Genomic DNA, 17,308 nt, shown 5'->3' on the forward strand with positions numbered 1-17,308 from the left:
GGAACCAAAGCCGATGGCGATGCCCGCCGCCGAGATCGAGGCCCTGATCCGCGCCGCCCTCCCCGACGCCCAGGTCCGGATCGAGGACCTGGCCGGCGACGGAGACCACTACGCCGCCACCGTCATCTCCCAGGCCTTCAAGGGCCTCTCCCGCGTCCGCCAGCACCAGCTCGTCTACGCCGCCCTGCAGGGCCGCATGGGCGGCGAGCTCCACGCGCTGGCCCTCCAAACCTCAGCCCCCGAGTGAAGGAAGCGACACCGATGTCCGACACCGCCGCCACCCAGCAGATCCGCTCCGAGATCGAGACCAACCCGGTCACCCTCTTCATGAAGGGTACCCCGGTCTTCCCGCAGTGCGGCTTCTCCGCCCGCGTGGTCCAGATTCTCTCCCACATGGGCGTGCCGTTCCACGGCGTGAACGTGCTGGCGGATCCCGAGATCCGCGAGGGCATCAAGACCTTCTCCAATTGGCCGACCATCCCCCAGCTCTACGTGAAGGGCGAGTTCGTGGGCGGCTGCGACATCATCACCGAGATGTTCCAGTCCGGTGAGCTCGGCATCCTCCTGACCGAGGCCGGCATCCCCCACACGCAAGCCGCGTGAGGGACGGCGGGCCCGCCCCCGAACAGGGTCCCGGGCCCGCCCCACCCGCCAAAGGTCCGAAAGGGCTCGAGGCCGCCTCCTGGAAGGTCGCCCTTTCCGTCACCCTGCTGATGCAGACGGTGGCGGCCTTCCTCACCCAGTGCGTCCCCGTTCTGGCTCCGCTGCTCACCGGCAGCGCCGGTCTGCCCCCCGAGGCCGCCGGCCACCTCTCCGCCTTGGGCACGCTGGGAAGCCTCGTCTTCCTCGTCCTGGGCAGCCCCATCCTCGCCCGCCTCGGTCCCGTCCGCACCCTCCAGGGCGGCGCGCTGCTCGCAGCCCTCGGCCTCGCCACCGCCTCCCTCGGCGGCGTGCTCGCCCTGGGACTGGCCGCCTTCCTCGTCGGCATCGGCTACGGCCCCACGCCGCCTGCCGGCAGCCGCATCCTCGCCGCCACTGCCCCGCCGCGGCACCGCTCCCTCATCTTCTCCATCAAGCAGGCCGGCGCCCCGCTCGGCGGCGTCTTCGCGGGCCTGCTCATCGCCCCCGTCGGCGCCCTCTGGGGCTGGCCCGCCGCCCTGGCCCTCGCCATCGGCATCGCCCTGCTCGCCGCCGCCATCATCCAGCCCAGCCGCCGCTCGTTGGACGTGGAGCGCGAGCCCGGCCGCGCGGTGCACCTCCGCGCCCTGCTCGGCCGAGGTAACCTCACCGGCCCTTTCGCCGCACTCCGCCTGCACCCGTTGCTGGCGCCGCTCACCTGGCTGGCCTGCTCGCTCGCCACCGTGCAGGGCTGCTTCTTCGCCTTCGCCGTCACCTGGCTGACGGAAACGCGGCACCTCGACCTTGTCCAGGCCGGCGCTGTCTTTGCGGCCATGCAGGCCGGTGGCGTGCTCGCCCGCATCGCCCTCGGCTGGATCGCGGACCGCACGGACAACGCCGCAATGAACCTCGTCGGCCAGGGCCTGGGCGGAGCGGCGGCCGTCACGCTCTTCGTGCTGCTCCCGCCGCTCGGATTCCTGCCCACCCTTTTCCTCGGACTGCTCTCGGGATCGCTGGTGGCGAGCTGGAACGGCATCTACCAGGCCGAGATCGCGCGCCTTTCCCCTCCGGGCCGCATTGCCGAGGCCACCGCGGGGTCAACTACCCTCTGCTTCCTCGGCTATCTCATCCCGCCCGCGATCTTCGCGGCACTGGTCACGCTCACCGGCAGCTGGCTGCTGCCGCAGCTCCTCGCCGCCGGGCAGTTGCTGCTGGTCGCCCTTCTCGTTCTGCCGCGGCTGCGGCGAGGCGGATAAGGGGTGGGCGCGGACATCACCGATCTCCGCGCCCGCTCGGATCAGCGCATCGGCAGGGCGTAGAGCAGGCCGCCGCGCGTCCACAATTCGTTCGCACCGCGGGCGAGCCCAACTTGGCTGCGCGGTCCCATGTGGCGCTCATAGATCTCGCCGTAATTGCCGATCGCCTTCACGATGTTCACCACCCAATTCGGATCAAGCTTGAGCGACTGGCCGAGCTCCGGCGTCACGCCCAAAAGCCGGCGCGTGTCGGGGTTGGTGGTGGTGCGCTTCACCTCGTCCACGTTCTGGGAGGTGACGCCGCTCTCCTCGGCCTGGATCACCGCGTTCACGTACCAGCGCACCACGTCGTGCCACTCGTCGTCGCCGCGGCGGATATAGGGGCCGTAGGGCTCCTTCGAGAAGCGCTCGTCGAGGATCTTCCACTCGTTCGGGTTGGGCATGGAGGAGCGGATGGCGGCGAGCTGGGAGGCGTCGGTGCCGAAGGCGTCGCAGCGACCGGCCTGCAGGGCGCCGGCGGCCTGATCGGTGCGCTCGAACAGCACGGGGTTCAGGCGCATGTTGTTGGTGCGGAAGTACTCGGCCGTCACCTGCTCGTTCGTGGTCCCCTGGACGAGGCAGACCGTGGCGCCGCTCATCTCGGACGCCTTGGTGATGTTGGCGTTGGCACGGACCATGAAGCCGTGGCCATCATAGAAGTTCGGCGTCATGGCGCGGACGCCGAGGCCGACATCGCGCAGCATCGTCTCGGTGCTCGTGCGGAAGAGCACATCGATCTCGCCCGAGGAGAGGGCGGTGAAGCGCGTGGACGAGCTGAGCGGGGTGAAGCGCACCTTGTTCGGATCGTTGAACAGAGCAACCGCGAGGCCGCGGCAGAAATCGACGTCGAAGCCCTGCCAGACGCCGCGCGCATCAGGGCTGGCAAAGCCGGCGATGCCGTTGTGGATGCCGCAGTGGAGCTGGCCTCGGGCGCGGATGGCATCGAGCGTCGCGCCAGCCCGGGCCGGAGCGGCGGCCGAGAGGAGCGCCGCGGCGGCGGCGACCGTCGCGAGGATTGCGCGTTTCATCATTGTTGAAGCCTTCCCTGATTCGTTGGGGAAGCGTGCGAAGCGGCGGGCCGGCAAGTCAACACGGCGAAATCAGGGGATTGGCGCGCCGGGACGGGCGAGCGCGCAAGGCGGAGGCAGGAGAGGTCCGGCCTGCACAGGATTGCGCCGGTGGGCAGTGTGCGGGCGGCTCCTTGGAGGGGTTGCCTCCCGGGAGCCGGCTCGTTCAAACGGCGGCCGGCTCCGGGTGGCGGCGCTGCCAGGCGACGGCAGTGACGAGGGCGAGCATCACGGCGGCGGTGAGAGCGGCGGGGATGTTCACCTGATTGATGCCGAGATTGGCGGCAACGACGCCGATAAAGGCCCAGGCGATGGCGACGGCAAACCAGGCGGCGTTGCGCCGGAGCAGCCATGTGACGGCGGCGGCGGCGCCGCCCGCGGCGAAGAGGATAACGACGGCGGCGAGAGCGGCGCCCAGGCCGTGCTCAGGCAGCATGCCGGCCTGGCGAGCAGCGCTGGAGAGGTTCACGAAGCTGGCGGCGGTCAGCCAGCCCGCGAGCAGGCCCGTGAGCGGGATGGTGATCCAGCGGGCGCCGATGCCAGGATCAGGGGTGTTGCGGGCCATGAACAGGGCCGCGAGTGCGCAGGCGAGACTGGCCATGATGATGATGAAGAGACCGAAGCCGACCGAACCGGTGAGCTGGGAGGTGACCTGCCAGATGGTGTTGGCCGCGAAGCTGCCGGCCAGCGGCCAGCCGGTGCGGCGGGCGAGCGCGCTGTCACGGTTGGCGGGCAGGATCTGCCAAATGCCGTAGGCGGCGCTGAGGGCGAAGATCACGCCCCAGATGGAAAAGGCGTAGCCGGCGGGCACCACGGGGGTGCGGGTGGCGGCGGAGACGGCGGCCATGGAGGTGCCGAAGCCGAGCGCCGGGAGAAAGGCCGTTGCGATCTGCACCCAGGGCAGGATGAGGCAGAGGAGGCGGCGGAGCTGGTCCTGCGGCATGATCGGCGGGATCCCCCTTTTTGGCTTGGCCCGGAAACAGGAACGGCCGGAGGGTGGTTCCCTCCGGCCGTCCGGGCAACGCCTCAGTGAGACCGTTGGTTCAGCGCGAGTAGAACTCGACGACCAGGTTCGGTTCCATCTGCACGGGGTAGGGCACGTCCGACAGCTTCGGGGCGCGCATGAAGGCACCCTTCATCTGGCGATGGTCCACCTGGATGTACTCGGGCACGTCGCGCTCGCCGGACTGGGCGGCATCGAGCACGGCGGTGAGGCCCTTCGACTTCTCCTTCACCTCGATCACGTCGTTGTCCTTGACGAGATAGGAGGGGATGTTCACGCGCTTGCCGTTCACGGTGACATGACCGTGGTTGACGAACTGGCGCGCGGCGAAGGGGGTGACCGCGAACTTCATGCGGTAGATCACGCAGTCCAGCCGGCGCTCGAGCAGCTCGATCAGGTTCTCGGAGGTGTCGCCCTTACGGCGCACGGCCTCGTCATAGTACTTGCGGAACTGCTTCTCGCCGATGTTGCCGTAGTAGCCCTTGAGCTTCTGCTTGGCCATCAGCTGGATGCCGAAGTCGGTGGGCTTGTTCTTGCGGCGCTGGCCGTGCTGGCCGGGGCCGTACTCGCGCTTGGCGATCGGGGACTTGGCGCGGCCCCACAGGTTCACGCCGAGGCGGCGATTGATCTTGTACTTGCTTTCCGCGCGCTTGGTCATGCGCCGGCTCCTTCAATGCTCGTCCGGGCTGTGCCCCCGCATTCGCGGTGTGGCGGGTGCCCGTGGTGTTGTCCCGGTAGTCCGTCGGCCCCCGCGGAACTGCGGGGACCGGGGCGGGCGCGCGCCGCTGAAGGGGCCAAAGCCCCTGGGCACGTCCACGTTCCCGGGAAGAGGGGCGCGCATAGGCGATCGGTGGGGTGGTTGTCAAACCCGGCGCTTGTCAAAGCCGTTGGCGGCCCGTAACCCCCGGCGCATGGGATTGCGCGAAGAGATGCTCCTGCTCGGCCTCACCGCCGGGGTCATGGGAAGCCTGGTGGGCGGGCTGATGCTCGGCATCGGGCTGGGGATGGTGACCCAGGGGGCACATGCCGGCTGGCTGCTGGTGCTGCCTGCCGCGCCGGTGGCGGGGTGGATCGGCAAGGTGTTGGGCCGTCGGGCGCATAAGCGGATGGAGGCCGAGGGGCGGGGCTGAACCGAGCCGCGCCCGCCTCGGATTTCCAAGCCGGGCATTGTCTTACGGAAGGTTCATGACCTAGCCTCCATGGCGAACGGCGCGACCAAGCGCCGGAGCGGAGAACGTCATGACATTCCATCCCTCGTGGCGCGCGGTTCTTGCCGGCGCAATTTCCCTCTCCGTCGCCCTGCCCGCCCTGGCCCAGACGCCGGCGGCCCCGGGCGCGCCGGCCGCGCCGCCCTCCTGGGCGCAGGGCCGCAGTGCGGACCAGGCCAATTCCCCCCTTGCCCCGCACGCACCGCGCCTGACGGCGACGCCCGTGGATCGCATCCCTGTCGATGCCATTCGCCTGCCCGAGGGGTTCCGGGCGGAGCTCTGGGCCTCGGGCATGCCGGGTGCGCGGATGATGGCGCGCGGCGAGGACGGCACCGTCTATGTCGGGACGCGCGCGATCGGGCGCGTCTACGCGATCAAGGACGAGGGCGGCACGCGCACGCCGCGGGTGCTGGCGCAGCGGCTGGACAATCCGAACGGCGTCGCGGTTCGCGACGGCTCGCTCTACGTGATCGCGATCAACCGCGTGCTGCGCTACGACAACATCGCGCAGAACCCGAATGCCGAACCGGTGGAGCTGACCCAGGCCTTCGCGCTGCCGACCGAGGCGCATCACGGCTGGAAGTTCGCGGCCTTCGGGCCGGACGGCAAGCTGTACATGAATATCGGCGTGCCCTGTAACACCTGCACCTTCGATGAGAACCGGCACGCGCTGATCGTCCGCTACAACCCCGACGGCACGGGGCGCGAGATCGTCGGCCACGGCGTGCGCAACTCCGTGGGCTTCGACTGGCGGCCGGGGACGAATGTGCTCTACGCCAGCAACAACGCGCGCGACTGGGTGAACAACGACACGCCCGAGGACACGCTGCACCGCCTGTCCCGCGCGGGTGAGCATCATGGCTTTCCCTACTGCTCCGGCGCGGCCTGGCAGGATCCCGGCCATACCGGGCGCCGCTGCTCGGAGTTCCCGGCGCCGGTCGCGCTGCTCGGCCCGCACACGGCGCCGCTGGGGATGCGTTTCTATAACGGCACCGCCTTTCCTGAGGCCTTTCGCGGGCGTGCCTTCGTCGCGCGCCACGGGTCATGGAACCGCGACGCGAAGAGCGGCTTCGACGTGGTCTCGGTGCGGCTGAACGAGGACGGGTCGCAGGGGACGGTGGAGCCCTTCATGACCGGGCTGCTCGACAGCGGCGACAACTCCTTCAAGGGGCGGCCGACGGATGTGATGGTGATGCCTGACGGGTCGATGCTTGTCTCGGACGAGCATAACGGCGCGATCTACCGCATCTCCTACGGGCGGTGATCGGCTTGCGGAACTGGATAATGGGGCTGGCGCTTCTTGCGCCAGCCTTTCTTGCCTCCGGCGCTGCGCTCGCTCAGGCGGGCGCGCAGGACCCGGCGGTGGCGCGTGGCGCGGCGGTGGCCGCGGAGCGCAACTGCGGGGCCTGCCACGGAGAGCGCGGGGTTTCGGCCACGGCGTCGATCCCGTCGCTGGCGGGGCAGCAGCGGGAGTTCGTGGCGTTGCAGCTCGTGCTGTTCCGCGAGGGACTGCGCGACGTGCCGCCGATGATGGCGGCCTCCGAAGGACTGACGGACCAGCAGGTTGAGGATCTGGGGGCCTATTTCGCCTCCCTCCCCCATGCGGTGCCGCCTGATCGCGCGCGTCGGAATGTGGGCCTCTACAACACGGGTGCGGCGCTGGCGAACCGGCTGCGCTGCGGCGTATGCCATGTGCCGGCGCTTACCGGGCAGGCGCAGGTGCCGCGCATCGCCGGGCAGCGCGAGGACTTCCTGGCGGCGACGTTGCGAGCCTATCGCGACGATGTCCGGCACGGGACGGACACGCAGATGAACGCTGCGGTTCAGGGGCTGCGAGACGCGGATCTGGACGCGATCGCGCATTACGTGTCGCAGCGGTAGGGCCGGCCGGGGCGGGCCTCCTTCCGGAAGCCCGCGCCCTTGCCTTGATTACTTCGCTCTCAAGGCTGGCCGCTGCCGCCGGCCGCGCCGTAGATCTGCCCCGTCGCGTAGCTTGCATCCGCCGCCGCGAGCTGGACGTAGATGGAGGCGAGCTCGACAGGCTGCCCCGGGCGGCCGAGCGGGGTGTCGCCGCCGAAGCTTTTCAGCTTCTCCATCGTCGCGCCGCCAGAGACCTGGAGCGGGGTCCAGATGGGGCCGGGCGCCACGCCGTTGACGCGGATGCCCTTGGGGCCGAGCTGCTTCGCCAGGGACTTGGTGAAGTTCATCTCCGCCGCTTTGGTCAGCGCATAATCCACCAGGTTGGCGGAGGGGTCGTAGGCCTGCTCGGAGGTGGTCTGGATGATGGTGGAGCCCGGCTGCAGGTGCGGCAGCGCGGCCTTCGTGATCCAGAACATCGCGTAGACGTTGGTTTTCATGGTGGCGTCGAAGTCCTCGGAGGAGATCTCCTCCAGGCTGGCGCGCTGCTGCTGGCGGCTGGCGTTGTTGACCACGATGTCCAGCCCCCCGAGCCCCTGCACGGCGGAGGCAACCATCTGGCGGCAATGCGCCTCGTCCCGGATATCGCCGGGCAGGGCCAATGCGGTGCGGCCCTCGCGCTTGATCAGGTCGATCACCTCGCGCGCGTCCGGCTCCTCGTCGGGCAGGTAGGAGATGGCCACATCGGCGCCCTCGCGTGCGAAGGCGATGGCGGCAGCGCGGCCCATGCCGGAATCCCCGCCCGTGATCAGCGCCTTGCGGCCGGCCAGGCGACCCGAGCCGCGGTAGCTGGTCTCGCCATGATCGGGCCGGGGATCCATGCGCCCGGCCAGGCCCGGGAAGGGCTGCGTCTGCTCCTGGAAGGGCGGGCGGGGGTAGCGGTTCCGCGGGTCAGGCCTCGGTGCCGGGCCGGTGGCGGCGGGGGCCTGGGCTGCTGCGGGGGCTGCTGCGGCCGCAACGGCCATGCCGGCACCCGCCGCCACGCCGACGATCCCGCGCCGGGACATCGCGCTGTCCTCCGTGTCCATGTCCACTCATCCTCAATCCCGTTTCGCGGGCCAGAGCGGCCGCGCGGCAGGAGAACGGGCCCGGGGCGGCAAGGTTCAGCCCCGGCGGCGGAAAGGCGGGTCTTCGCCCTGGCCGCTATGGCGCGGTCAGCCCGCCGGTACGATGCGCGGCATCTCGCGGTAGGTGAACTCGGCGCCGGCTACGGCGGCGTCCTGCACAGCGAGGTCGAGCAGGTGGTGGTCGGGGGAGAGGGCGCAGGCGGGATCGGTGTTGGCGGCGTTTCCGGTGAGGGCGAAGGCCTGGCAGCGGCAGCCGCCCCAGTCGATCTCTCGCCGGTCGCAGCCGCGGCAGGGCTCGGGCATCCAGTCGGTGCCGCGGTAGCGCTGAAAGGCGTCGGAATGGGCCCAGATCTCGGCGAGCGACGCGTCCCGCACATTCGGAAAGTCGAAGCCGGGGAGGCTCTCGGCGGCGTGGCAGGGTAGGACGCGGCCGGCAGGGGAGACGGCTATGAAGGAGCGACCCCAGCCACCCATGCAGGCCTTGGGGCGGCGCGCGTAGTAGTCGGGCACGACGTAGTCGATGACGAGGCGGCCCTTCAGCGCCAGTCGGGCGGCGGTGACGGTCTCGGTCGCGGCTTCGAGCTGGGCGCGGCTGGGGAGGAGGGCGTCGCGGTTGCGGAGCGCCCAACCGTAGTACTGCACATGAGCGACTTCGAGGCGGGTGGCGCCCAGGGTAAGGGCGAGTTCGATGAGGTCGCCAAGGCGGTCCAGGTTCTGGCGGTGGACGACGGCGTTGAGGGTGAGCGGGAGCTCGGCTTCGTGGACGGCGCGGGCGAAGGCGAGCTTGCGCGCGTGGCCGCCGCGCAGGCCGCCAATGCGGTCTGCGGAGCCTTCCTCGGCGTCCTGGACGGAGAGTTGGACGTGGTCGAGGCCAGCGCTTGCCAGGGTTTTCAGGCGCTCGGCGTCGAGCAGCACACCCGAGGTAATAAGATTGCTGTAGAGGCCGGCTGCGGCAGCGTGGGCGACGATCTCGGGCAGGTCGCGGCGGGCGGCGGGTTCGCCACCGGAGATATGGAGCTGCAGCACGCCGAGCGCCGCGGCTTCGCGAAAGACGCGGCCCCAGGTTTCGGTGTCGAGCTCGGCGGAGGCGCGGGAGAGTTCGGTGGGGTTGGAGCAGTAGGGGCAGCGCAGCGGGCAGCGATGCGTCAGCTCCGCCAGCAGGCCGAGGGGAGCCGGCGGGGTCATGCGGTCACGACGCCCTTGGCGTTAAGGTCGTTCAGGAGGGCCAGCACATCAGTAGCGATGGCCTCGCGCGGGGCGGCGTAACGAGTGACGAGCTCGTCCACGATGCCGTCCACGCTGCGGGTGCCGTCGAGCAGGCGGAGGATCTCGAGGGCGATCTCGTCGGGAACGAAGAGGCGCTCGGGGCCGACCACCACCCAGCGGGCGCGGGCCGGGTCCTCGCGAAGCCGCATACCGCGGGCAAAGCGGGGGATGGTAGGGCCCGTAATGCTCATGAGGGCACGAAGGCGCCGGGGGGCGGCAGGCCCGGCGCGACATAGGCGTGATGCAGGGCATCGAGCTGGGCCCAGAGCAGGTCGCACTTGAAGCGGAGGGCGTTCAGCACGGCCTCCTGCTCTTCGTGGGTGTGGGCGTGGCGCGTGACGTAGTCGAGCGCGAAGGCGACGTCCTGGGGCGCCTGGGTCAGGCGCGGAGTGAAGTAGGCGAGCGTGGCCTCGTCGACGAAGTCGTAGGCGCGGAGCATGCCGCTGACGCGCTCGGAGATGATGGCGGGGGAGAACATCTCGGTCAGGGAGGAGGCGACGGCTTCGAGGATGCTACGCTCGCGTACGAAATGGACATAGGCGTCCACGGCGAAACGCGTGGCGGGAAGGAGGCCGCGCAGGGAGGTCACGTAGTCGTCTTCCAGGCCGAGGCCGCGGGTGAGGACGAGCCAGCGCTCCACGCCGCCGGGCTTGCTGCCGTCGCCGTCATGGTCCTCCAGGCGCCGGCGCCATTCGCGGCGGAGGTCCGTTGTGGGCAGGCGGGCGAGGAGGGAGGCGTCCTTCGCGGGGATGCTGGCCTGGTAATAGTAACGGTTGAGCGCCCAGGCCTGGACCTGGCCCTTGTTGAGCTTCCCGTCATGCAGCAGGCGGTGGAAGGGGTGCAGGTTGTGGTAGCGCTCAGCGCCGATGGCGCGGAGCTGCGCATCCAGTTCCGGCGGCGACAGAAGGGCGCTCACAGGGTGATCTCCATGCCGTCCTCGGCGACTTCCCAGCCCGCGGCCGCGACGGCGGCGCGTTCCGGGCTGTCATCCAGCAGGACGGGGTTGGTGTTGTTCAGATGGATGAGGATGCGGCGGCCGACATCCAACCCCTTGAAAGCGGCGATCACGCCGGCCTCGCCGGAGATGGACATGTGGCCCATGCGGGCGCCGGTCTTGGGGCCGGCGCCGGCGCGGATCATCTCGTCGTCGCGCCAGAGGGTGCCGTCGAAGAAGACGAGGCCGGCGCCACAGAGGCGCGCGCGCAGAGCGTCGGTCATCATGGCGCAGCCCGGGATGAAATGAGCGGTGGAACCGTCGCCGGCGCGGATGGCCAGACCAATGGTGGCCCCCTCCTCACCCGGTTCCGCCTCGTCGCGGGTTTCCAGGAAGAGGGGAACCTTGCCGGGTACGGGGTAGGCCTCGACCGTCAGGCCGAGGGGTGCATCCGCGGCGTCACGCAGGGCGACAGGTTCCTCAAGAGGAAGGGCGCGGCGGGGGACCACGGCGGGGTTCAACGCGCCGAAGATCGGGTTGGCGTCCAGCACAGCGAGGGACGGCGCGGTGGCGTGGAGGGCGAAGGGGTGGCGTTCGCGGAGCGAGAGGAGGCCGGCGACCGTGTCCACCTCCGCACCTGTCAGCACCACGGCAGAGATCGGGGAGTGGCGAACGGCGCCCGGAGCCGGGCGCGGGTGCAAGGCGGGCGTTGCGGCAAGTTGGGCCGTCAGTTCAGGCGCGGCATTGAGGAGTACCCACCGCTCACCATCCGCACTGACGGCGAGGGAGCACTGGGTCCGGGAACGCGCAGCAGGATCGCCAGCGCGCGCGCGCAAGCAGGCGGGACCGGCGGAGTTCCACTGAGGAAACCCGCCGCCCGCCGCCGCGCCAAGCACAATCAGTCGCAGCATCGTGGTCCTGCTCCCCCGGCAAGAGCCGGGGGGGCGCTTCAGGCGCTGTGCCTAGATCTCGGCGCAGGCGTAGGAGTTGATCTCCATCGCAACGCTGATCTCGACGATCTTCGGGGTCTTCCAGGCCATGTCTCGCTCCTCCTAAGGGTCGCTCTCGGGCGCCGGAGACATTCCGGCGGATTGCGGGGCCCGCGTCAACGGGATGCTTCGCTACCGGGTATAAGATGGGAACCCGGGGCCGGGTTGCCACCCCGGTCGGCGGCGGGGGAGAGGCCGCGTGTCGCGGCCTCCGCGGCGCTGGAAACAGTCGTCCAGCCAGCGCGGTCGTTCGCGGTTTCGGGGTACCGGAGCGGCGGGCCAATGATCAGGCGCAGCGGGCGGCCGGGGCGCGGGGTGCGGGATTCGGCGGGCCAGGCCTCTCGCGCGCCTTCCAGCCAGCAGGGGACGACGGGGATGTCGGTGCCGGCGACGAGCATGCCGAGGCCGGGCTGGAAGGGCGCCATCTCGCCAGTACGGCTGCGGGTCCCCTCGGGGAAGAGGATGTAGACGAGGCTATCCTCGCCCAGGCGGGCGCGCATCGTCTCCAGGTCCCCGCGGCGGCTGCGGCCGCGCCAGACCGGCAGGGCGTTGATGGCGAGCGCCGAGAGGACAGAGCGGGCGGGATTGCCGAAGAACAACTCCCCCGCCGCCATGGCGTGCGCGCGGCGGGCGGCGGGGCCGCGCAGGGCGGCGGAGAGGGCAAGGGCGTCGAGATGGCTGGCGTGGTTGGCCACCATCACAAAGGGAGGGGCGGGAAGGTTCTCCGCGCCCTCGATGCGGAAGCCGTGGCAGGCGCGGAGATAGGCACGGACGGCGCGGCGCCAGGCGGCATTGGCGGCCATGCTGATCAGCCCGGGCTCGCGGCCGAGGCTGCGGAGCCGGTCGACCGGCTTGAGGCCGAGATCCCGCGCGGGGCGAAGGGTCCAGTTGTCCATCAGTGGCCCGTGATGATGCGGGTTGGGGTCTGCAGCCCGAAGCCGACGAAGTAGCCGACGAGGTGGAAGACGACAGGGGCGACGAGGAGGAGGGAGTTGAAGCGGTCCAGCACGCCTCCGTGGCCGGGAAGGACGGTGCCCATGTCCTTGATGCCGAGGTCGCGCTTGATCGAGGAAAGGAGCAGGTCGCCCATCTGGCCGGCGAGGCTGACGAGGGCGCCCATGGCAACGAGCCAGACGGGGTTGGCGAGGGGCGTGCCGCGGAAGATGGCGGCGCCGACGAAGGCGACGAGGGTGGTGGTGACCACCACGGCACCGAGCGAGCCGGAGACGGTCTTGTTCGGGCTGGTGGCGGGCAGCAGCTTCGCGCCGCCGATCAGCTTCCCTGTCGTGAAGGCGGCCACGTCGTTCAGCGCGACGGCGGTGAGCAGCAGCAGAACGAGAGGGCGGTAGCCCGGGTCGTTCGCCATGTAGCCGAGATGGGCGAGGCCGGCGCCGAACAGCATGAAGGCGAGGATGGCGAGCGCGGTGCGCTGGATATAGCCGGCCGGGCGGTCCAGCGGGATGGTGGTGACGGCGAGCAGGCAGGCCATCAGCGGCCAGAGGGCGACGAAGAAGCCGTACCAGTGATCGAGCGCCGCGAAGTTCACGGCGAGGATGCCGAGGACGATCACCAGGCTGAGTGCGCGTTCGCGGAATAGGCCGGTCGCGCGGGCGTATTCGCGGTAGCAGAGGATGGAGAGCACGGTGACCGCGCCGATGGTCCATTCGCGGCCGAGCAGGACGGGGCCGAGCATTAGGGGCAGCAGCACGCACCAGGAGGCCCAACGAAGCCACAGCTCCCGCCGGAACTCGGGCTTGGCGCGCCCGGACTTCGACAGCCAGAGGATGGCGAGACCGGAGACGGCCAGCACGGCCAGGGTAGCGATGATGATCCCGGTGGTCACGGGATGGGCGAAGGCGCCGCCCTCGAGGTGGGGGATCATGCGCGGGCCCTCAGCGCGGCGGCGGTGGCGAGGAGGCGACGCAGCGCGGTGACGGTGGCGAGCGCCGCGATGAGGATCAGCGCCCAGCGCGGCAGGTCGGCCTGCCAGGCGAGCGGAGTGACGGCGCAGAAGACGGCGAGCAGCGTGACGAGGGCCATGCGCTGTTGCTTGGCCATGGGCCCGCGGAAGTCGCTGGGGGCGCCGGCGGCGCGGCCGGTGGTGCGGATATAAGCGGTGGCCATGGCGGCCAGCGAGGCGGCCAGGCCCCAGGCGGGGCTGCCGGCGGCGATGCCGAGGCCGAGCAGGGTGGCGGTGTCGGAGACGCGGTCGGGCACCTCGTTCCACAGCTCGCCAACCGGGGAAGCGACGCCGCGGCCGATGGCGACCATGCCGTCCATCAGGTTGGCCAGAAGGCGGAGCTGGATGAGGAAGGCGCCGGTCAGCCAGAGGGGGCGGGCGGCCCCCGGCACCCAGGCGGTGCCGGCCAAGGCCAGGCCGGCGAGGAGGCCGGCGACCATGCCGGCGGCGGAGATACCGTTGGGCGAGGCGCGGCGGGCGATCAGCCAGGCGGCGAGGGCGTTGGCGGGGCCGGTGTTGCGGGCGGCGATGGGGCGGCGGTCCCCTGCCCCGCTGCCGGCCGGCTCGTCCTTGGTGGGCGTTTCCATGCGGGGCAGTCTGGCACGCCGACGCGCGGGAGGGCCAATGGGCAGGCCGTTCGGGGTTCGCGGCCTGGAACGGGTTAGACGGGGAGAGGGCGATGGAGCAGGTCGGCGTCGCGAAGCTCTGGTCCTTTCTGGACGGCGCGGAGGAGGCCGCGCTGGTCACGAATGGCCGGGTGCGAACGGATCCGGGCTTCCGGGTGTTGGGGTATGCCGATCTCGCCGCGCGGGTGGCGGAGTTGCAGTACCGGAACCGAAACCATGTGCTGCTGTTCCGCGGACAGTCGCGCGACTGGCGGAGCGTGCAGGGCTTCACCACGCTCAAGCCGACCATCTTCCGCCCGCCCCAGGCACGCCGCTCTGTGCCCGACAGCGTGGTGGAGGCGCGGTACGAACGGCTGCGCGGGGCAGAGGAGCGGCTGGCAGACGGGTTCGAGGCGTTGCGTGCGCTGGGGCGGCAGCGGGTGGCGCGGGAGAGGCTGCTGCGGTGGTCTATCCTGCAGCATTACGAGGTGTGCCCGACGCCACTGCTGGACGTGACGCATTCGCTGCGCGTTGCCGCCTCCTTCGCCGGGCTGGAGGGCGGGGATGAGGGCTTCGTCTATGTGCTGGCGGTGCCCAATCTCAGCGGGGCGGTGACGGCGAATGCGGAGGGTGGGCTCCAGGTGGTGCGGCTGGCGAGCATGTGCCCGCCGGCGGCGCTGCGGCCGCATTTCCAGGAGGGATACCTGCTGGGCGAGTATCCCGAGATGATCGGCCTGTCACAGCGGCGGCACTACAAGCCATTTGAGATGGATTTCGGGCGGCGGATCGTCGCCAAGTTCCGCTTCGCGCCAGCCGGCTTCTGGGGCGCTTCGGCCTTTTCCCCGTTGCCGAGGGACGCGCTTTACCCGGTGCAGGAGGGGGACTGGCTCGAGCGTCTGGCGGGGGAGATCCGGGGCGCGCTGGGCTAGCCGTCGATCTGCGGGTCCACGGTCGGCATCGGGGTCGGCTCCGCTGCCGCGGGGCCGCCGCGCGCGACGCGGCCGCGGGAGAGTTCGGTTACCACACCGTGCAGGCTGCGCAGTTCCTGCTCGGTGACCTCGCCGCGCTCGAAGAGGTGGCGGATGTTGCGGACCATGCCCGGCCGCTTGGGCAGGTTGTCGAGGAAGCCGCACGCGTCCAGCTCGCGGGTCAGGCGGCCGAGGAAGCCCTCCAGCTCGCCCTTGGTGGCGACGCGGGTCTCGTTGGTCATGAGGGCGCGGGGGGGCGTGGGTTCCTCGGCCATCCACCACTCGTAGGCGAGGATCATCACGGCCTGGGCGAGGTTCAGGCTCATATGCACGGGGTTGAGGGGGTAGCGGACGAGGGTGTCGGCCCGGGCCATGTCCTCGTTCTCCAGCCCCGCGCGCTCGGGGCCGAAGAGGATGGCGGCGCGCTTCCCCTCGGCGTTGACGGCGCGCAGGTCCTCGGCGGCGCTGCGGGCGGTGCGCACGGGGATGATGATGTGGCGCGGGCGCGGGCAGGTGGCGAAGACGCGGTGGCAGTCGGCCACTGCATCATCAACCGTGTCATGGATGGTGGCGGCGTCCAGGATGCGGTCGGCGCCCGAGGCGGCGCGCCAGGCGACCTCCTGCGGCCATCCGTCGCGCGGGGCGACGATGCGGAGGTGAAAGAGGCCGCCATTCGCCATGGCACGGGCGACCGTGCCGATGTTTTGCGCCATCTGCGGGCGGACGAGGACCACGATCGGGCTCTCGCCGGGCGCGGGTTCCAGGGCGGCGCCGTTCTCTTTGCCGGTCATGCCCAGGGGGATGCCGGGGCGCGGCGGGTTGGGCAAGGGGAGAAGCGGGGCCCCTGCCCTGCCCAGTCTGCGGGGTTCAGTGGGCGGGCAGCTTCTGAATGGCGTGAGAGATGGTCCAGAGGCCGCTGAGGAGGATGACGGCGACCGAGAGCCAGGGCAGGTGGCGGCCCCAGCTGGCGAGGCGCGGGGCGGCATTGCCGGCGGCCTTCAGCGCGAGGGAGGCGGCGAGTCCGACACCGACGAGGACAAGGGCAAGACCGAGGCTGAAGGCGGCGACGGTGGCCACGCCGAGCCCCACGGCGCCAACATTCAGGCAGAGCGCCAGCACGACGAGGGCGGCGGGACAGGGCATCAGCCCACCGGTGAGGCCGAAGGCGATGACCTGGGCGTTGGTGGCGCGGGCCGTTTCGGTGCCGCCGGAGGGTGCCGCCTGCGCGTGGTTGTGTGCATCAGCGCCGTGCAGATGGCCGTGGTCGTGCGGATGTGGGTGGTCATGGTCATGGTCATGGTCATGCGCGTGGTCGTGATGCACATGGTCATGGTCGTGCCCGTGGGCGCCGTGCCGGTGGGAATGGGTCTCGCCCGTGCGGATCAGGTTCCAGGCCATCCAGGCGGCGACCGCGAGGGCGATGCCGCCGGCGGCGATGCCGAGATAGGGCTCATAGGCCTCGGGCAGGATCTCGCGGCCGAGCCAGAGGGCGGTGAGGACGAGGGCCCAGACCACCAGGGAGTGCGAGATGGCGGCGGAGGTGCCGAGCAGCACGGCCTGGCCCGGCGTGCCGCGGGTGGCGACGATGAAGCCTGCCATCATGGACTTGGCGTGGCCGGGCTCCAGCGCATGCAGGGCGCCGAGCAGCAGGGCGGTCGGCAGGTAGAGCCAGGCATGGCCGGAGGCGAGGGCGGCAGCAAAATCGGGCATCAGAGGAGCTTCGCCAGGGCCCTGAACTCCTCGACCGGCGGCGGCTTGGCCGGGTCGGAGAGGCAGTGGTCCATATGGTTGTGGATGAGGGCGCGCTTGGCGTTGGCGACGGCGCGCTCGACGGCCTGGAGCTGGCGGGCGGTCTCGAGGCAGGGGGAGCCGGATTCAAGCATGGCGGCGACGCTGCGGAGATGGCCTTCGGCGCGACGGAGGCGGGCCAGGATATCGGGATGACCGGGATGGTCGTGCATGGCAAACATCCTATCCCCCGGGAGGGGATGTCAGCAAGTGTAGAGGAGCGGCGCGGGGCCCCTCAGCCCTCCCGCCTGAGCACGCTCACCCGGGCTGCGACATGGGGAAGCGGCGCGCCATGGGTGCGACGGTGGGCGTCGTCAAAGGCGTCCCGCTCCAGGGTCTCGCAGCGCTCCAGATAGTTGAGAAGGGTGCGCTCGGCCCGGACGGAGCAGGCGTGGCGGCGGCGGAACAGGCGCCAGAGCTTCAGGGCGTTCACCGACCAGGGGTCGTAGGCATGGTCCTGCATGCGGCGGCGGATCGGGGCGGGAAGGCTGTCGTAGGAGGTCCAGTCGTCGCCCTGGAAGCGGTACCAAGCGCCGTCGCGGGCGGTGGTGTCATTGCCAGCAAGGAGAGACATCAGGGCTCCGGCTTGTCGTTGCTCTTCTTTGTTATGTTATAACGTACTT

23 protein-coding genes are annotated in these 17,308 nt (G+C 70.6%); 7 read left to right on the forward strand and 16 right to left on the reverse strand.

Features of this window, described 5'->3' with window-relative positions; genetic code table 11:
* The first annotated feature begins 13 nt into the window (after window positions 1-13).
* The 3 genes from ACVBD7_RS11385 to ACVBD7_RS11395 are packed head-to-tail and all read left to right on the forward strand — an operon-like array spanning window position 14 to window position 1,874.
* Window positions 14-247 carry a BolA family protein gene (locus tag ACVBD7_RS11385; RefSeq protein ID WP_458097597.1) on the forward strand — a complete coding sequence of 78 codons (234 nt, stop codon included), beginning with the start codon at window positions 14-16 and terminating at the stop codon, window positions 245-247.
* A 14-nt stretch (window positions 248-261) separates the two neighbouring features.
* Window positions 262-603, forward strand: coding sequence for a Grx4 family monothiol glutaredoxin (gene grxD, locus ACVBD7_RS11390; RefSeq protein ID WP_458097598.1), 342 nt, complete (start codon window positions 262-264; stop codon window positions 601-603).
* Window positions 600-1,874 carry an MFS transporter gene (locus ACVBD7_RS11395; protein ID WP_458097599.1) on the forward strand — a complete coding sequence of 425 codons (1,275 nt, stop codon included), beginning with the start codon at window positions 600-602 and terminating at the stop codon, window positions 1,872-1,874. Before grxD ends, ACVBD7_RS11395 begins: the two co-directional genes overlap by 4 nt.
* Before the next feature lie 41 nt (window positions 1,875-1,915).
* Here ACVBD7_RS11395 and ACVBD7_RS11400 read toward each other — a convergent pair whose 3' ends face one another.
* The 3 genes from ACVBD7_RS11400 to rpsD form a co-directional block, all read right to left on the reverse strand.
* Window positions 1,916-2,944 carry an amino acid ABC transporter substrate-binding protein gene (locus ACVBD7_RS11400; protein ID WP_458097600.1) on the reverse strand — a complete coding sequence of 343 codons (1,029 nt, stop codon included), beginning with the start codon at window positions 2,942-2,944 and terminating at the stop codon, window positions 1,916-1,918.
* Between the two features lie 202 nt (window positions 2,945-3,146).
* On the reverse strand, window positions 3,147-3,923 hold the full coding sequence (locus tag ACVBD7_RS11405) for a hypothetical protein (protein WP_458097601.1): 777 nt from the start codon (window positions 3,921-3,923) through the stop codon (window positions 3,147-3,149).
* Between the two features lie 100 nt (window positions 3,924-4,023).
* Window positions 4,024-4,641 (reverse strand): 30S ribosomal protein S4, encoded by a 618-nt coding sequence (rpsD, locus tag ACVBD7_RS11410; protein WP_458097602.1) that lies wholly within the window; start codon window positions 4,639-4,641, stop codon window positions 4,024-4,026.
* A gap of 271 nt (window positions 4,642-4,912) precedes the next feature.
* Between rpsD and ACVBD7_RS11415 the strand changes: the two genes are divergently transcribed.
* From ACVBD7_RS11415 to ACVBD7_RS11425, 3 genes are all read left to right on the forward strand, one after another.
* A complete protein-coding gene (locus ACVBD7_RS11415) occupies window positions 4,913-5,113 on the forward strand; it encodes a hypothetical protein (protein WP_458097603.1) in 201 nt (66 codons plus the stop codon).
* A 109-nt stretch (window positions 5,114-5,222) separates the two neighbouring features.
* A complete protein-coding gene (locus tag ACVBD7_RS11420) occupies window positions 5,223-6,455 on the forward strand; it encodes a PQQ-dependent sugar dehydrogenase (RefSeq protein ID WP_458097604.1) in 1,233 nt (410 codons plus the stop codon).
* A 20-nt stretch (window positions 6,456-6,475) separates the two neighbouring features.
* Complete coding sequence (locus ACVBD7_RS11425; RefSeq protein ID WP_458097605.1) at window positions 6,476-7,072, forward strand: c-type cytochrome; 597 nt, start codon at window positions 6,476-6,478, stop codon at window positions 7,070-7,072.
* 59 nt (window positions 7,073-7,131) lie between these two features.
* Here the strand turns inward: ACVBD7_RS11425 and ACVBD7_RS11430 are convergent, their stop codons facing one another.
* The 9 genes from ACVBD7_RS11430 to ACVBD7_RS11470 form a co-directional block, all read right to left on the reverse strand.
* Window positions 7,132-8,136, reverse strand: a complete 1,005-nt coding sequence (locus ACVBD7_RS11430; RefSeq protein ID WP_458097606.1) for an SDR family oxidoreductase — start codon at window positions 8,134-8,136, stop codon at window positions 7,132-7,134.
* 126 nt (window positions 8,137-8,262) lie between these two features.
* The gene (pqqE, locus tag ACVBD7_RS11435) at window positions 8,263-9,360 is read right to left on the reverse strand and encodes a pyrroloquinoline quinone biosynthesis protein PqqE (protein ID WP_458097607.1); all 1,098 of its coding nucleotides are present in this window, start codon (window positions 9,358-9,360) and stop codon (window positions 8,263-8,265) included.
* A complete protein-coding gene (pqqD, locus tag ACVBD7_RS11440) occupies window positions 9,357-9,632 on the reverse strand; it encodes a pyrroloquinoline quinone biosynthesis peptide chaperone PqqD (RefSeq protein WP_458097608.1) in 276 nt (91 codons plus the stop codon). Before pqqD ends, pqqE begins: the two co-directional genes overlap by 4 nt.
* Window positions 9,629-10,357, reverse strand: coding sequence for a pyrroloquinoline-quinone synthase PqqC (pqqC, locus tag ACVBD7_RS11445; protein ID WP_458097609.1), 729 nt, complete (start codon window positions 10,355-10,357; stop codon window positions 9,629-9,631). The genes pqqD and pqqC overlap by 4 nt, the downstream gene beginning before the upstream one ends.
* Window positions 10,354-11,286: a pyrroloquinoline quinone biosynthesis protein PqqB gene (gene pqqB, locus ACVBD7_RS11450; protein WP_458093293.1), complete on the reverse strand. Its 933-nt coding sequence runs from the start codon at window positions 11,284-11,286 to the stop codon at window positions 10,354-10,356. Before pqqB ends, pqqC begins: the two co-directional genes overlap by 4 nt.
* 51 nt (window positions 11,287-11,337) lie before the next feature.
* Window positions 11,338-11,415 (reverse strand): pyrroloquinoline quinone precursor peptide PqqA, encoded by a 78-nt coding sequence (pqqA, locus tag ACVBD7_RS11455; protein WP_139281418.1) that lies wholly within the window; start codon window positions 11,413-11,415, stop codon window positions 11,338-11,340.
* A 65-nt stretch (window positions 11,416-11,480) separates the two neighbouring features.
* Window positions 11,481-12,260, reverse strand: coding sequence for a lysophospholipid acyltransferase family protein (locus ACVBD7_RS11460; protein ID WP_458093295.1), 780 nt, complete (start codon window positions 12,258-12,260; stop codon window positions 11,481-11,483).
* Entirely contained in the window at window positions 12,260-13,246 is a 987-nt protein-coding gene (locus ACVBD7_RS11465; RefSeq protein WP_458093297.1) for a phosphatidate cytidylyltransferase, read from the reverse strand. The genes ACVBD7_RS11460 and ACVBD7_RS11465 overlap by 1 nt, the downstream gene beginning before the upstream one ends.
* Window positions 13,243-13,911: a CDP-alcohol phosphatidyltransferase family protein gene (locus ACVBD7_RS11470; protein WP_458093298.1), complete on the reverse strand. Its 669-nt coding sequence runs from the start codon at window positions 13,909-13,911 to the stop codon at window positions 13,243-13,245. Before ACVBD7_RS11470 ends, ACVBD7_RS11465 begins: the two co-directional genes overlap by 4 nt.
* Before the next feature lie 92 nt (window positions 13,912-14,003).
* On the opposite strand from ACVBD7_RS11470, the gene ACVBD7_RS11475 reads away from it, so the two are divergent.
* Window positions 14,004-14,858 carry an FRG domain-containing protein gene (locus tag ACVBD7_RS11475; RefSeq protein WP_458093300.1) on the forward strand — a complete coding sequence of 285 codons (855 nt, stop codon included), beginning with the start codon at window positions 14,004-14,006 and terminating at the stop codon, window positions 14,856-14,858.
* On the opposite strand, the gene ACVBD7_RS11480 is transcribed toward ACVBD7_RS11475, so the two are convergent.
* From ACVBD7_RS11480 to ACVBD7_RS11495, 4 genes are all read right to left on the reverse strand, one after another.
* Window positions 14,855-15,688, reverse strand: a complete 834-nt coding sequence (locus ACVBD7_RS11480) for an RNA methyltransferase (protein ID WP_458093302.1) — start codon at window positions 15,686-15,688, stop codon at window positions 14,855-14,857. The genes ACVBD7_RS11475 and ACVBD7_RS11480 overlap by 4 nt on opposite strands.
* A gap of 76 nt (window positions 15,689-15,764) precedes the next feature.
* Window positions 15,765-16,607, reverse strand: a complete 843-nt coding sequence (locus ACVBD7_RS11485) for a nickel/cobalt efflux transporter (RefSeq protein WP_458093304.1) — start codon at window positions 16,605-16,607, stop codon at window positions 15,765-15,767.
* A complete protein-coding gene (locus ACVBD7_RS11490) occupies window positions 16,607-16,858 on the reverse strand; it encodes a metal-sensing transcriptional repressor (RefSeq protein WP_458093306.1) in 252 nt (83 codons plus the stop codon). The genes ACVBD7_RS11485 and ACVBD7_RS11490 overlap by 1 nt, the downstream gene beginning before the upstream one ends.
* Before the next feature lie 62 nt (window positions 16,859-16,920).
* Window positions 16,921-17,259 (reverse strand): DUF6525 family protein, encoded by a 339-nt coding sequence (locus ACVBD7_RS11495; protein WP_458093307.1) that lies wholly within the window; start codon window positions 17,257-17,259, stop codon window positions 16,921-16,923.
* Window positions 17,260-17,308: the final 49 nt, after the last annotated feature.

This window comes from Roseomonas sp. WA12, from assembly GCF_054165765.1.